Source organism: Rhizobium sp. AB2/73, assembly GCF_020871915.1.
Lineage (GTDB): Bacteria > Pseudomonadota > Alphaproteobacteria > Rhizobiales > Rhizobiaceae > Rhizobium > Rhizobium dioscoreae.
Genome location: NZ_CP067073.1, coordinates 175,146 through 188,327, shown reverse-complemented (window position 1 = coordinate 188,327; position 13,182 = coordinate 175,146). Strand labels below are relative to the sequence as shown.

At 57.6% G+C, this 13,182-nt stretch carries 12 protein-coding genes; 4 read left to right on the top strand and 8 right to left on the bottom strand.

Annotated elements, in window-relative coordinates; translation table 11 throughout:
• Positions 1-85 precede the first annotated feature (85 nt).
• The 4 genes from I8E17_RS26785 to I8E17_RS26770 are packed head-to-tail and all read right to left on the bottom strand — an operon-like array spanning position 86 to position 3,816.
• The gene (locus tag I8E17_RS26785) at positions 86-859 is read right to left on the bottom strand and encodes an ABC transporter permease (protein WP_069614143.1); all 774 of its coding nucleotides are present in this window, start codon (positions 857-859) and stop codon (positions 86-88) included.
• Positions 843-1,673, bottom strand: coding sequence for an ABC transporter ATP-binding protein (locus I8E17_RS26780; RefSeq protein ID WP_069614142.1), 831 nt, complete (start codon positions 1,671-1,673; stop codon positions 843-845). Before I8E17_RS26780 ends, I8E17_RS26785 begins: the two co-directional genes overlap by 17 nt.
• A gap of 11 nt (positions 1,674-1,684) precedes the next feature.
• Positions 1,685-2,686 (bottom strand): ABC transporter substrate-binding protein, encoded by a 1,002-nt coding sequence (locus I8E17_RS26775; protein ID WP_069614141.1) that lies wholly within the window; start codon positions 2,684-2,686, stop codon positions 1,685-1,687.
• A gap of 47 nt (positions 2,687-2,733) precedes the next feature.
• The gene (locus I8E17_RS26770) at positions 2,734-3,816 is read right to left on the bottom strand and encodes a 4-oxalomesaconate tautomerase (RefSeq protein WP_069614140.1); all 1,083 of its coding nucleotides are present in this window, start codon (positions 3,814-3,816) and stop codon (positions 2,734-2,736) included.
• Positions 3,817-3,926: 110 nt separating this feature from the next.
• Here I8E17_RS26770 and I8E17_RS26765 point away from each other — a divergent pair, with 110 nt between their 5' ends.
• Positions 3,927-4,826 (top strand): LysR family transcriptional regulator, encoded by a 900-nt coding sequence (locus I8E17_RS26765; RefSeq protein WP_069614139.1) that lies wholly within the window; start codon positions 3,927-3,929, stop codon positions 4,824-4,826.
• A 361-nt stretch (positions 4,827-5,187) separates the two neighbouring features.
• Here the strand turns inward: I8E17_RS26765 and I8E17_RS26760 are convergent, their stop codons facing one another.
• Both I8E17_RS26760 and I8E17_RS26755 read right to left on the bottom strand, forming a co-directional pair.
• Entirely contained in the window at positions 5,188-5,562 is a 375-nt protein-coding gene (locus I8E17_RS26760; protein WP_069614138.1) for a VOC family protein, read from the bottom strand.
• A 95-nt stretch (positions 5,563-5,657) separates the two neighbouring features.
• Positions 5,658-6,881 (bottom strand): multidrug effflux MFS transporter, encoded by a 1,224-nt coding sequence (locus I8E17_RS26755; protein WP_113366161.1) that lies wholly within the window; start codon positions 6,879-6,881, stop codon positions 5,658-5,660.
• Positions 6,882-7,075: 194 nt separating this feature from the next.
• Between I8E17_RS26755 and I8E17_RS26750 the strand changes: the two genes are divergently transcribed.
• Positions 7,076-7,726: a TetR/AcrR family transcriptional regulator gene (locus I8E17_RS26750; protein ID WP_069614136.1), complete on the top strand. Its 651-nt coding sequence runs from the start codon at positions 7,076-7,078 to the stop codon at positions 7,724-7,726.
• Between the two features lie 132 nt (positions 7,727-7,858).
• Here I8E17_RS26750 and I8E17_RS26745 read toward each other — a convergent pair whose 3' ends face one another.
• Positions 7,859-8,596, bottom strand: coding sequence for a response regulator transcription factor (locus I8E17_RS26745; RefSeq protein ID WP_069614135.1), 738 nt, complete (start codon positions 8,594-8,596; stop codon positions 7,859-7,861).
• Between the two features lie 609 nt (positions 8,597-9,205).
• Positions 9,206-10,288 (bottom strand): hypothetical protein, encoded by a 1,083-nt coding sequence (locus I8E17_RS26740; protein WP_069614134.1) that lies wholly within the window; start codon positions 10,286-10,288, stop codon positions 9,206-9,208.
• A gap of 499 nt (positions 10,289-10,787) precedes the next feature.
• Between I8E17_RS26740 and I8E17_RS26735 the strand changes: the two genes are divergently transcribed.
• Together I8E17_RS26735 and I8E17_RS26730 are read left to right on the top strand one after the other, a co-directional pair.
• Positions 10,788-11,363 (top strand): PE-PGRS family protein, encoded by a 576-nt coding sequence (locus I8E17_RS26735; RefSeq protein WP_069614133.1) that lies wholly within the window; start codon positions 10,788-10,790, stop codon positions 11,361-11,363.
• A gap of 103 nt (positions 11,364-11,466) precedes the next feature.
• Positions 11,467-13,182 (top strand): type I secretion system permease/ATPase, encoded by a 1,716-nt coding sequence (locus I8E17_RS26730; RefSeq protein ID WP_069614132.1) that lies wholly within the window; start codon positions 11,467-11,469, stop codon positions 13,180-13,182.

Here is a 13,182-nt window from a genome sequence, read left to right as displayed (position 1 = left end):
GCCGCCGAACGATTGTGAACTCGAAAAGCTGGCGAGTTGCGAAAGCCCTGTCTTGCGACGAGAGCTTTCGGCAACCGAAGCGCAATCAGGTGGTCCGTTCCGCCGCGCGCGGACGCCACTTGATCAGACGAGCCTCGACGAAATCCAGGACGAGATCGATCAACAGGACGAACACGGCCAGAATGAAGATCCCCGCGAAGACGCCGACGGCGTCGAAGTTACCTTCCGCCTGCGCGATGAGGTATCCCAGACCGGCCGACGCACCCAGATATTCACCGATGATGGCGCCGACGACCGCAAAACCCACGGATGTTCGAAGCGAAGACAGAATCCAGCTCGCCGCAGCCGGGAAATAGACGTGACGCAGCAGCTCGGACTTCTTCGCGCCGAGGATGCGGGCATTCGACAGCACGACGGGGTTGACTTCACGCACGCCCTGCATCGCGTTGAAAAAGGTCACGAAGAAAACGAGCGTGACTGCGAGAGCCACCTTGGACCAGAGCCCCAGACCGAGCCAAAGGACAAAGATCGGAGCAAGGACCACGCGCGGAATGGCGTTCAGGCCTTTGATGAACGGATCGAGGATTCGGGCCGCCGAGCGTGACAGGCCGAGCCATACCCCCGCAGCAACGCCGAGAGCCGTGCCAATGATGTAGCCGAGCACCGTTTCGGTCAAGGTAATGGTCACATGCTTGAAGAAGCCTGGATCGGTAACCCATGCGAACACCTGCTTTATGATATCGACAGGCGAGGGAAAGAAGAAAACATCGATCACGCCAAGGTTCACGCCGATCTCCCACCCGCCGACAATGACGAGCAGCAATGCCAGTTGGGTAAGTCTCTCAGTCATGGCGTTCATAGCTTTTCTCCACTTCGCCGCGCAGGGAAGCCCAAATATTGCGATAGAGGTCAGTAAAACGGGGATCGAGCTTGATCTCCGCGACATCGCGAGGCCGCTCCAGATCGACAGGGAAACTGTCGATGACGCGCGACCGGGGACCTGACGCCAGAACCACGACACGATCCCCCAGAGCAATCGCTTCCTCAAGATCATGCGTAATCAGAACCACAGCCCGCCGCTCTTCCTGCCATAGCCGAAGCAGCTCATTCTGCATCAAATGCCGAGTGTGGATGTCGAGCGCGGAGAAAGGCTCATCCATCAGGATCACTTTCGGCCCGGTTATCAGCGCCTGCGCCATTTGCACACGCTTACGCTGGCCGCCGGAAAGCTGGTGCGGATAGCGGTCTTCGAAGCCTTTGAGGCCGACCTTCGCCAGCCATTTGAGAGCCCGCTCCCGGCGCTCTCCGGCGCTGACACCTTGGAACATGGGTCCCAGCTCCACATTTTCGATCGCGGTTTTCCACGGGAGCAGGGCATCCTGCTGAAACAGATAGCCGATGTTATTCTGGACGCCCGAGACCACGCTGCCATCAATCGAGACCGAGCCCTTTGCCGGCTTCAGAAGTCCGGCGATCGCATTCAGGATCGTGCTTTTGCCACAGCCTGTCGGCCCCACGATGGCGACGAATTCGCCATCGGCCACCGTCAGATTTACATCCTGGACCGCGACGAAGGAACCAAAGGACATAGTGACATTTTCGATTGCCACCATTGCCTTGGACGCCGCTGCATGAGGTGTCTGTGTTGCCGGCTTTAAGGCTGTCACGGACATCTTAACCTCCCTTAGTTCGATGCCGTCGCCGGCACCTTAGCTACAAATTCGTTGGTATAGGTCTTGGAAAGGTCGATCTTGGCAGCCTTGACCTTGTCGTTGAACGAAGTCAGGACATCGAGAGGCGTCTTGATATCCTTTTCGTCGAGCAGCCCGTCCGTGGAAAAGATCTGCCGCGCGTTTTCAACTGCCTTGATATATGTCTCCTTGTCGCCCGAAATGAATTCCGGCGGAAGCTTTTCGACGATCTCCGCGGCACTGTGCGTCTTCATCCATTGAAGCGCCTTTACCGTTGCGTTGGTGACCTTCTGAATGGTCTCCGGATTTTTGGCGATGTAGTCCTGCGTGGCGTAAAGGACCGATGTCGGATAGATGCCGCCATAGATTTCCTTGGCGCCATCGTCGTTGCGGGCGTCGATCAGGATCTTTCCGACGCCCTTCTCGACAACGAACGTCGCCGCGGGATCATAATTGACGAGCAGGTCGATCTTGCCCTGCTGAAGAGCTGCAACGGCGGCAGCGCCCGATCCGACGCCGATGATCGAAACGTCGTTCGCCGAGAGCTTATGCCGCTGAAGATAGTAGCGAATAAAGAAATCCGAGGACGATCCCGGAGCGGTGATTCCGATCTTGGCGCCCTTGATCGTTTCCGGATTTTTCGGATCGAATTTCGCGTCCTTGCCGCCGGCCAGAACGAGCCCGGAATTGCGCCCGAGCTCCACGAAGGCAACAACGTGCTTGTTCTGCGACTGCATCTGAATCGTATGGTCGTAAAAGCCGACAGCGACATCCGTCGAGCCCGCAACCAGGGCCTGCAAGGTCTTCGATCCGCCCGACGCGAAGTTTTCGACGATAACCTCCAGCCCCTCTTTCTCATAAAGACCCAAGCCCTGCGCGACCGGGAAAGGCAGGTTATTGAGGTTGTAGGAACCCACGCTTATGCGAACAGGTTCCGCCAAGGCCGTTCCGGACAGCGCTACCGCTGCCGCGAGTGCGAGAATAAGCTTTTTCATCTGATCTCCTCCATTTTGGCACCCTCCCGGCACCATGGGTTGATTGATTATGCTGCACAAACCAGCGTTTTGGCAGGCTTTGCAAAGACATGGCCCTCAAAAAGCCTGCGCGCCGTGCGAAGAATCCCGGCGACGAGCTTCCCATCCCGCAACTGCAACTTCACGTCCAGATGGCCGCTGGGGTGTTCGATGGAAAGCACGACGGGCGGTGTTTGAACGCCGATAAGCCGGGATGCCACGGTGTTTTCGCTTACACAAGCCGTTGCGATCCCGACAGCGCCTGTCGTCGCCAGTGACGGATGGCATTCATTCGGCATGAAATATCGGACGTTCAATGCACCACCTTGTCTGGCGGGAGAGATGAGGACCGGTTTCGGGGTGACTTGACTGCGGACATCACCCATTCCCATTTTCTCGCCGGCAAGGATGCGAAGATCCTCCAACCGCTCGACCAACGAATGATTGCCGTTCAGCTCGGCAGCACTCTCGTATCCGGTCACACCAAGCGAGGCCGCCTCGATCAGGAGCATCGGCATTGCGCAATCGATACAGGTCACATCGATGCCGGCGATCGTCTCTATCGATTTGCCGCTTGGAAAAAGCTGACCCGTTCGCGCACCCGCCGCATCCTTGAACGTGAGCGCGATCGGAGCGGCCTGGCCGGGCACGCCGTCAATTCTTGCGTCGCCGAGATAGGCGACCGCACCATTCGGTGTCGGAACCTCGGCTTCAATCATTTTGCCGGTGTTGACGTTGAAGATCTTGACGAGGGTGGTGTCTCCGGCGACCGGCACAAGCCCCGCCTCTATCGCGAACGGCCCGACAGCCGCCAGCATGTTCCCGCAATTGGGTGAGGTATCGACAATCTGTCTGTCGACGCGAACCTGCGCGAACAGATAGTCCACATCCGCGCCGGGCACTGTTCCGGGTCCGCAGATGGCAACTTTGCTGGTGACCGGATTTCCCCCTCCGATGCCATCGATCTGAAGCGGATGCCCCGAACCCATCACAGACAAAAGCACTTGATCTCGCTCGGCCGGGTCCTGCGGCAGGTCCGACGCCAGAAAGAACGGGCCTTTCGAGGTGCCGCCCCGCATCAGGACACACGGTATGGAGAGTAAATCATTCATGCGTTTTTCTCGCCAGATGATGTGATTATCGTATTAATCCGCTCTGTTATTGCTATTATGGAATTAATGATTGATATGTGAAATGCTAAAATCGAGGACATTGATACGAAATGAACATCAATTGTGAGATCCTTGACCTTAGAGCCTTCCTCGCCGTGGTCGAGCTGCAGGGCTTTCATCGCGCGGCCGATCAGCTGAACATGTCGCAACCGGCGCTCAGCCGGCGCATCCAAAAGCTGGAGCAGGCGATCGGCGCGCCGCTGCTGGAAAGGACGACGCGCCATGTCGCGGCCACGGCTCTTGGAACCGAGCTCGTGCCCCTGGTGCAGCGTATGCTCGAAGAGTTCGACGGTTCGCTGTTTTCGATGCGGGAACTGGGAGCCAAGCGCGGGGGCCTGGTGACGATTGCATGCCTGCCGACGGCAGCCTTTTATTTCCTGCCTTCCGTCATCCGCCAGTTCAACCGTGAATATCCAAATATTCGGCTTCGGATCCTCGATCTGACTGCGACCGACGCACTTCAGGCTGTGGCGCGCGGCGAAGTCGAATTCGGAATCAACATCATGGGAAGCTCGGACAGCGATCTGGTCTTCGAGAGGCTGGCGGAAGATCCGTTTGTCCTGGCGGCCAAGCGGGACCATCCGCTAGCTGAAAAGAAAGAGGTCCGATGGCAGGATCTCGAGCCTTATCCCCTCATTACGGTTCATCGCTCGAGCGCGAACAGGACATTACTCGATGCCGCTCTGGCCAGATCCAACATCAAGCTCAACTGGTTTTACGAAGTGACCCATCTTTCCACATCGCTCGGCCTTGTGGAGGCAGGGCTCGGGATTTCCGTGCTGCCGAAAATGGCGACCCCCCAGGGAGAACATCCCTTCCTGATCACGCGCCCGATCAGAAACCCCGAAATCTCTCGCACCATCGGCATTGTGCGCCGTCGCGGGGGCACCTTGTCCCCCGCCGCAGAGCATTTCATGCGCATGCTGATCGGGGCGTGGCGACAGATTTAAACCCTTCCGGGCGGCGGATCGCGCCCACGCAAGAGGCGAGGAGACAAGACGCAGACGAAGGCGAGCAATAGACAGACTGCCGACTATGGGCTAGCCCGCCCTTCGAGCACATAAGGGATGATTGTCCATCGCTGGAGGAAGGCGAGCCGTTTCGCGATAACCTCTCAGCTGTGATTACCTCGACGTGAAGGCCAACGCTCACCCGATCGACGGCTTTCAGGATATCGCCGAGATGACTGGAATGGCTGAAGGGAAGGCACGATGCCGCCCCAACGGAGGTCCGCCTGAAGGCGACATCCCACGCCTATTCGCCTCTTGAGCATCGATCACGCCGTTTGCCAGGCGCTGCTTGACACCTGCTTCACTTCGTCGGCGGAGTCCGCGCGGTCAATTTATTTCCGTCCGGGTCGCGAAGATATGCGACGAATGACCCGTTTGGACGCTCCGTGGGCGGGCTCTCGATCGCCATGCCCCCATGTGCCGTACCGGCGGCATGCCACGCAAGAACATGGTCGGGGGTCGCGGCGGCTATACCAATAGTCCCGCCATTGGCCGCGGTCGCCGGCTTGCCATCGATGGGTCTCGTGATCATGAGCCGGCCGCCCTCATGGGTATAGATCAGCCTGCCTCTCGCGTCCATCTCGCCGGGATTGCCTCCCAGTGCAGCAAATGTGGCGTCGTAGAAGCTTCTCGCTCGCTCCAAATCGTTGCTTCCTATCATGACGTGAGTGAACATGGTTTCATCTCCAGTAAAGTGCCCAATGGCCCCTGCCTACGGTAGCCTAGCCACGATGAAGGCGCAAAGTCCCCATTGGGCTCCCTCACCCGTCCCTATTCAGCGGCCACCACATGCCTGCTCTTCAGCACTGCGATCGAAAGGAGGAGCACGATGGCCGAGCAGATGGCAACGACGGCTACCATCGGTCTCGCCGTGCCATCCATAAACATGCCGCTGACGCCAACCACCAGCGCCGACGTCATGAACTGGACCGTCCCCATCATCGCCGAAGCCGTGCCGGCGATGCGACCATGATGTTCAAGCGCCAGTACCGCCGCATTCGGCACGATCATTCCAAGAAAGGCATAGCCCGCAAACAGAAAGGCCGCCATGATGTCGAGGCTATCGATGCCACCGGCCATCAGGACAGCCAGCGCCACCATCGTCAGCGCATAACCGGATACCGCACCGCGAATCACCTTGCGCAAACCAATCCGGCGGGCAAGCCAACCGTTCATCTGCGACATGCCGATGAAGCCAATCGCATTGACCGAAAAGACCACGCTGTAAAAGCTCGGAGAGAGCCCGTAATGGCCGATGAGCACGAAGGAGGAGTTGGCGACATAAATCATGTAACTTGACATGCCGAAGGAGGCCATCAAGACCAGACCGAGATAATACGGGTCCTTAAGGAGTGTTCCATAGGCTCTCAATGCTCCGCCGAGGCTGCTTTCACTGCGCGCATCAACCGCACGGGTCTCCTCAAGGAAAAAGCGGCCCGCGACGAAGCCGACAGCGCCGGCGAAGACCATGACCCAAAAGATCAGCCGCCAGTTCCCGAACACCGTCACGATGCTGCCCGCGAGCGGCGCCAGAATAGGTGAGATACTAAAGACCAGCATAAGCCGCGACATCAGTTGCGCGGCGGCCGCGCCCGTATGCAGGTCGCGCACGATGGCGCGGGCAATCACGACGCCGGCACAGGCGCCTGTGCCCTGAATGAAACGGAAGGCGACCAGCCAGCCAATATCGGTGGAGAGCGCGCAGCCGATCGCGCCGAGGATGTAGAGCGCCAGACCGACATAGAGAGGCCGTTTCCGGCCAAACATGTCCGACAGCGGACCGTAGATAATCTGCGACACAGCCATGGCGGCGAAGAAGGAGATCAGGCTTGCCTGGACTGCATGGCTGTCCGCGTGAAGATCCAGACTGATCGTCGGCAACGCGGGTAGATACATGTCGAGGGCAAAGAGACCCACGGCTGAAAGGAGGCCAAGGGCGATGGCATGGTGGGAGCCGCCGGCTCGGGGCGATGAAACGGAATCCTTGCTCTGCACGGAAAAAACCTTTCCCGCACACCATTCCCCGGACGAAGCAAAGCCTCATACAAAAAAGCATGTGACGGGGATTGAGTGGGCGATTATAGATGGGGCAGCGGAAAGACGGAAATGGTTCCAACGCGTAATCCGTCATTCCTGTAAAATATTTTGGACAGTATTGTCCAACTAGTCAAGTCCTATATGATGGTGTCATGAAAACTTCGCCCGCAGCGGTTTCTTCCGAGACAGAGAGTCCGCCCGCCACCAGCAAACGTCAGGCAATCCTGAACGCGGCCGCAGACATTTTTGCCGAGGAGGGGTTTGCGGCGGCGAGCATCGATGCCATCGCGGCAAGAGCCGGCGTGTCGCGTCAGACGGTGTACAATCAACTCGGCGACAAGGATAATCTGTTCAAGGTCGTGGTTGCGGAGATCACCGAGAAGTCGAGCGCCGACTTCTTTCGGGTGTTGGACACATTTCCCGTGGCGCCTGTCGATCTCGAAAAGGAACTCACCGAATTTTCATCGCTTCTCCTGCGCAAGGCGGTCTGCGATTCGAATGGTCGCTGGCTACGCAAGCTCCTCGAGACCGAAGGCAGCAGATTTCCCGAACTGTTCGAGACCTGGAAGGAATACGGACCGGGCAAGAAATACCCCGCCATCGCAGCTCGCCTGGCGCAGCTTGCGCTGGCTGGCCATCTCGACATAGAGGATCCGGCACTTGCCGCGCGGCAGTATATGGCGCTGCTCGCAACAGATCTGCGGATCAACCAACAGATCGGCCGTCCAACTCCAGAGGAAGAAGTCCATCGTATGGCAAGAGAGGCAACGAAGACCTTTCTGCGTGCATTCGGCAAGCGCTAATGGCATCGCGGCTGCAATTGCAATACGAAACATGAGGCTCTCGCGGGCAAACGCCTCGCCCCTGCTGCGCCCTGGATATGGCGCTGGTCGCGCAGCCCCCGCATCGACCATGTTGGCACGTGCGATACCACCCTAATTCGGGGAGGCGTCATTCCCGCCCTCGGCTCTTCGAACCAGGCGAGCGACCACCTCAGTCCGGTTCTGGGCCTGCAACTTACGCATTATGTGTTGCAGATGCATCTTCACCGTATGCCCCGATAAATTGAGTTTTCCTGCAATAACCTTGTTTGAGCAGCCACATTGCAACTCTGCGAGGACTTCTGCCTCCCTGGGAGTGAAATCGGCAATCGTCCAATACTGCGTCCTTTCATCCAGGTTTTTCTCCGCCTCGTTTCTGGCCGGAGCATGCTCGTTTGATTCATCTGCAACAACGCCTAACAGCTGCGGGCAGAATGTTCCTCCCGCCAGAACGAGACGAAGGCCTGCAAGGGCGATATCAATGGGAAGCGACGTCGAAAAGAAGCCGCGGATGCCCATTTTGAGCGCCTGACGGACTATGTCGGCATCATCCGTACTTAAGAGCAAGGTGATGGGAGCCTCGGGAAAGCGCGCGGCAATCGCGGCGAGATCATCACGCAGGCTTGTACTCTCGACACCTCTGCCGGCCAGATCCAGCGCAATCAAACGTACCTCGGCACCGAGGGCTCTATCGAGACTTTCCGTCGAGATCATGTCGACAAAGTTCCACCCGGCGAATTCATGTTCAAGAAGCTTCACCACAGTCGTACGCGCCAATGTGGAATGCTGAATAACGACAATAGTTGGTAAATTGCGCCCGATATGGCGCTTGGCTTTGGCACTGTTGGACACTTGACCGCTCCCCGGAATATTTGCAGCCCAACCGCAACCCAGATTATTTCCGTTCCCGTTTCATGTCATGGCACAAAAAAGAGGTACTATCGATATCAATAGTCTTATCTCTCACGATATCTGTCATTAACTGCAATGAGCAAATTTAGTCAACCATCGCATGTATAAACAACACAAATCTTCATTCCAGAGGATATATTAAATCAGTTCCATTCATTGGAATCATGTACAGAAATCATATCAACAAAACCGTCGATGATATTAAAATGCATATGATCTTCTATACATGCACCCACGGAAAATCGACTAGACATAATCATCGGTTGATCAGATTCGTTTTCGGAGAATCCCTCAACTTAAAGCAGCCGCAATACTGGATTAGTACCTGCAGATGCCGATCAGATACAGCGACCTCGAAAACCGGAGATCTATAGCAACATAAATGGGGTTACGACGGAATATTCAGCATCTCGGCGACCGGACATTCCGCGCCCTGTCTCTCCGAGAGGCAAGGGCCCGAGAGTGGAGCGATCCGGCATATGGTTCTTAATGGCGCGGAAGACGGCTTCATGAAATTGAGCCTTCACAATGCCGCAAGGAGACTATCTGTCAGGTATGTACGAAGCCCAGAATGTCGTCTACGAGAGCCGAATGGGCGTCCGTAAGATTGCCGCCGCCACCGTGGCCGCCGACGCCGGCCAATTGAAGTGCATGCTGATCGTAGAGAACATGGTCGATCTGCTGGGCGTCCGCCGTCCCACCGGCAGGAACTGCGATATTGATGGGATGGAAATAGGCGAGATTGACGTCGACCATGCTGCCGGTCGATGATCCGATTCCACCGCCGCCAGCTTCATGGTTGCCGGTAAAAATCGTCCCCGATGACATGTTGAAGCCGCCACCGTTGCCACCGATGCCGGCAATCTGCATCGTGCCCTGATCAAAAATCGCATTGTTTGTCTGATGGGCTTCGGCCGAACCGCCTGCGGCGCCTACCGCGATGTTGATCGGGGAGAAGATGGCCACGTTCACATCGACCATGCTGCCGACGAAAACTCCGTTGCCGCCATGCCCCGCATAATTGTCACCGGTAAACGTAACTGCGGTTCCCGGGTTCATCGTCGAGTCGTGGATCGCGATGTTATGGTCCCCGCCGGAGCCACCGATGCCGCCCATCTGGGTTGCCCCCTGCAGGAACACGGCGTTGTTCGATTGATCGGCGTGAGCCGCAGCGCCATGGCCAGCCGCCACAGCCGCGTTCACGGGAGCAAACACCGCAACATCGGTACTCACGAGGCCGCCAAAAAAGAGGCCGTTGCCACCGGTGCCGGCATGACTGACGCCGCCGCCGATCGCAATATTGCCGCTTCCGCCATTCCCGCCGATCCCAGCCACTTCAGTGGGATGCTGATTGACCAAAGCATCGTTCCCCTGGAAGGCGTCCGCGCTCGAATGAGGTCCCGCAATGGCAGCGTTGGAAGGCACGAAGACGGCCAGTGCGTTACTGTCGATCACGCCTTCGCTTATCCCGTCGCCGCCGCTACCGGCTGAGTTGTAGTTCGGAGCCGAAGCGACATCCAACGGAAGCCAAGTCGGCACCAGAGCCAAATGCCCCGCAGCCGAATTGGCGATGAGGTTTTGATCGGTGCCTGTTTTGGCCAAGTCTTCCAATAAGGGACGGGTTTCCGTCATAACCATCTCCGTTGCACAATCGACCGCACATCCACAAGGTGGGTAACTCATGCGGCCAAAATTTTTCGGATATTGTGCACCTGAACATGAGAAAAGCAGAGCCTGCAATTCGTCTACATCCTATCGGCTAGCATCATAGCCATTTGGTTATCATGGATTTAGCGCCCGATGCGAATCCGGGCGTCAAAGCCGCCCTTGAAGCAGAGACCCGAATGCAGCCTGTTTGCTTGAACCGCCTTTGCCTCGAAAGACCATGCGCGTTGATCAGGCAGCAAGCCCGATGACGGCCATCTCATCTGGTACCCGCCATTACGCACCTAGCTCAAGTTACGCTCCCTATCTCCAGGCATACGCCTGAAGGAGCGTCCCCGAATATCTAGATAGTTCGCAGATTTGACCGCGGATAATATTCGCCCGCGGTTGTATTGCGGGCGGTGAGACGCTGGAGATCCATGCCGTAGAACCACACGGACGAAACGAAATCGAAGGAGGAACATCAATGCCTATCCCACAAATATCCGACACGATCCATTTCAGTGACCCGGTTGCCGGCGATGCGAGCGCCGGCAACGGCGGCGATGGCAACAGTCATGGCAATATTGACTACAATCCGGTTGCGTATGTCGCCAACACGCAAACGGTCGACGGGGCATCCATCGATCTGCACAACGGCGATCACGTAGGGCAGATGGCAGATTGGACTGCCGGCGGCGGCGGACCTGGCGGCTTTACGCAAGCCCAGAATGGCTTCCTGGCGGCAGTCACGAATAGCGGCGCGGGAGGCGCCGGCGGAGATTCTCACTCCAACGGAAGCCAGGGAAGCGTGAGCGGTGGCGACACGGCAGCGGTCAGCGCGGATACCACGGCGACACAATATACTCAGCTCCTTGCAGATCAGCATGCCACCATTCTGGCGGGCGTCGGCGGCAACGGCGGCAACGGCAACTTGGCTCGCGGCGGCGACATCTCGGCGGCTTTAGTTCACACTGACCCCTCAACGACGACAGTGAACAATGCTCTCGATCATTTCTCGAACGACTTCGGCCATATCGACCTCAGCCATCTTGGCTCATAAACACCAAGCCTAGAGGGTCGCCGGCTTCAGCTGGCGACCCCATAGGTTGCGGAACCCGTCAGCAGCCTCGTCTTGTCAATATCACGCAGAGCGAGATCGGATAATGGCAACGCTTTCTGTAACGCCATCGCGCCAACAGACACAGCTCGTCATCGCGCTCCGGGCTTGCGCCGGAGCACTTGGGCTGGTTTTCCTCTATAGCTGCGGCTACAATCTTTTCCTTCTGGCGCCTTCCGTTTATCTCCTGCAGATCTATGACAGGGTCCTGTCGAGCCGCAGCGCTGACACGCTTCTGATGTTGACAATAATCATCGCGGTTGCCGTGGTGGTTGGCGCAACGCTGGACATCGTGCGCCGGGCAGCCCTCTCGCGCATTGGCAGCTGGCTGGATCACAGGCTACGGCCCATGGTGCTTACCGCATCATTCGAATATGCCGCACGTGCCGATGCAGGAGCCGCCACGGAGTGCTTCAGAGACCTGACCACCTTACGCCAGTTCCTCGATTCCCCGGCAAGTTCCCTGTTTTTTGACCTCCCATGGGCACCGATCTTCCTGCTCCTGCTCTTTCTTGTTCATCCGCTGCTTGGGGCGATCGGTCTTCTGAGCGCACTAGCGCTTCTGCTGTTTGCATGCCTCACGGAGCTAGCGACGCAAGAACCGCTTGCCAGCGCCAATCTTGCCCTCTCCAGAAGCTATCTGCGGTTCGCGAACGCCCTCAAAAACATCGAGGTGATCCGGGCAATGGGCATGGAATATGGTGCCGCGTTGGTGGTCTATCGCGATGCGGAAATGGCAAGACGAGCACAGGACATCGCGATGCATCGGACGGAGATCATTCTTGGTTTCTCCAAATCGATCCGAACACTGGCGCAGATCCTGTTGATGGGATCCGCCACCTGGCTGGTGCTCTCGAGCAACAGTAGCCCCGGTATCATCTTCGTCGCGAGCCTGCTGCTCGGGCGCGGACTCGCGCCGATCGAGGGCGCAATAGGCGCATGGCGCTCCCTAATGTTTGCTCGCAACGCCTTCAATCGCCTGAACCGGATGCTGATCGCCGTTGCGTCGGAACGCGATGCCCGAACGGTGCCCCAGCCGGAACCCAATGGTCTGGTTCTCGATAACGTCGGCTATATTCAACCATTCGCCAACAAGCAGATACTAACTGGAATCACGTTGCGCCTGGCGCCTGGCGATTGCGTTGCCCTCATCGGCCCTTCCGGATCGGGAAAATCGACGTTAGGTCGTGTTATTGCGGGCGTCGTGCAAGCAACAAGCGGTTGCGCCCTTCTTGGTGGGGTAGATGTTTCGGCTCTGCGTCTTTGCGGAGGGGCCTACCACGTCGGATATCTGCCGCAGGACATCGAGCTCTTCGGCGGAGCAATCAAGGATGTGATCGGCCGGCTGGATGGAGGAGATCCCGCCAAAGCGATCGATGCCGCGAAGCTGGTTGGATTGCACGAGGCGATCATGCGGCTGCCAAAGGGTTACGAGACCGATATTGGAGAAGGTGGTAGCCTGCTCCTTCGCGCTCAACGCCAACAGCTGGGGCTGGCACGGGCCGCTTATGGAAATCCATCCCTCATCGTTCTCGATGATCCAAACTCCAGCCTGGACTATGATGGCGAGCGCATGCTGCACAAGGCGATTGAACGCATGAAATCCAGGGGCATGACCGTTGTTATCATAACTCACCGCATGGGTATCCTGCCAATTACCAACAAGATCGCCATTATGCGCAACGGGACGGTGGCCGCCTTCGGCGACAGCGAGCGGATTTATGAGACCTATCTTCAACCGCCATCGCGAACAGGAGCGTAG

What these genes read in the sequence shown, in the direction of transcription:
- I8E17_RS26785 (WP_069614143.1), bottom strand. Translation starts at nt 859, where the DNA reads ATGAACGCCATGACTGAGAGACTTACCCAACTGGCATTGCTGCTCGTC.
- I8E17_RS26730 (WP_069614132.1), top strand. Translation starts at nt 11,467, where the DNA reads ATGGCAACGCTTTCTGTAACGCCATCGCGCCAACAGACACAGCTCGTC.
- I8E17_RS26765 (WP_069614139.1), top strand. Translation starts at nt 3,927, where the DNA reads ATGAACATCAATTGTGAGATCCTTGACCTTAGAGCCTTCCTCGCCGTG.
- I8E17_RS26740 (WP_069614134.1), bottom strand. Translation starts at nt 10,288, where the DNA reads ATGACGGAAACCCGTCCCTTATTGGAAGACTTGGCCAAAACAGGCACC.
- I8E17_RS26750 (WP_069614136.1), top strand. Translation starts at nt 7,076, where the DNA reads ATGAAAACTTCGCCCGCAGCGGTTTCTTCCGAGACAGAGAGTCCGCCC.
- I8E17_RS26775 (WP_069614141.1), bottom strand. Translation starts at nt 2,686, where the DNA reads ATGAAAAAGCTTATTCTCGCACTCGCGGCAGCGGTAGCGCTGTCCGGA.
- I8E17_RS26780 (WP_069614142.1), bottom strand. Translation starts at nt 1,673, where the DNA reads ATGTCCGTGACAGCCTTAAAGCCGGCAACACAGACACCTCATGCAGCG.
- I8E17_RS26760 (WP_069614138.1), bottom strand. Translation starts at nt 5,562, where the DNA reads ATGTTCACTCACGTCATGATAGGAAGCAACGATTTGGAGCGAGCGAGA.
- I8E17_RS26770 (WP_069614140.1), bottom strand. Translation starts at nt 3,816, where the DNA reads ATGAATGATTTACTCTCCATACCGTGTGTCCTGATGCGGGGCGGCACC.
- I8E17_RS26735 (WP_069614133.1), top strand. Translation starts at nt 10,788, where the DNA reads ATGCCTATCCCACAAATATCCGACACGATCCATTTCAGTGACCCGGTT.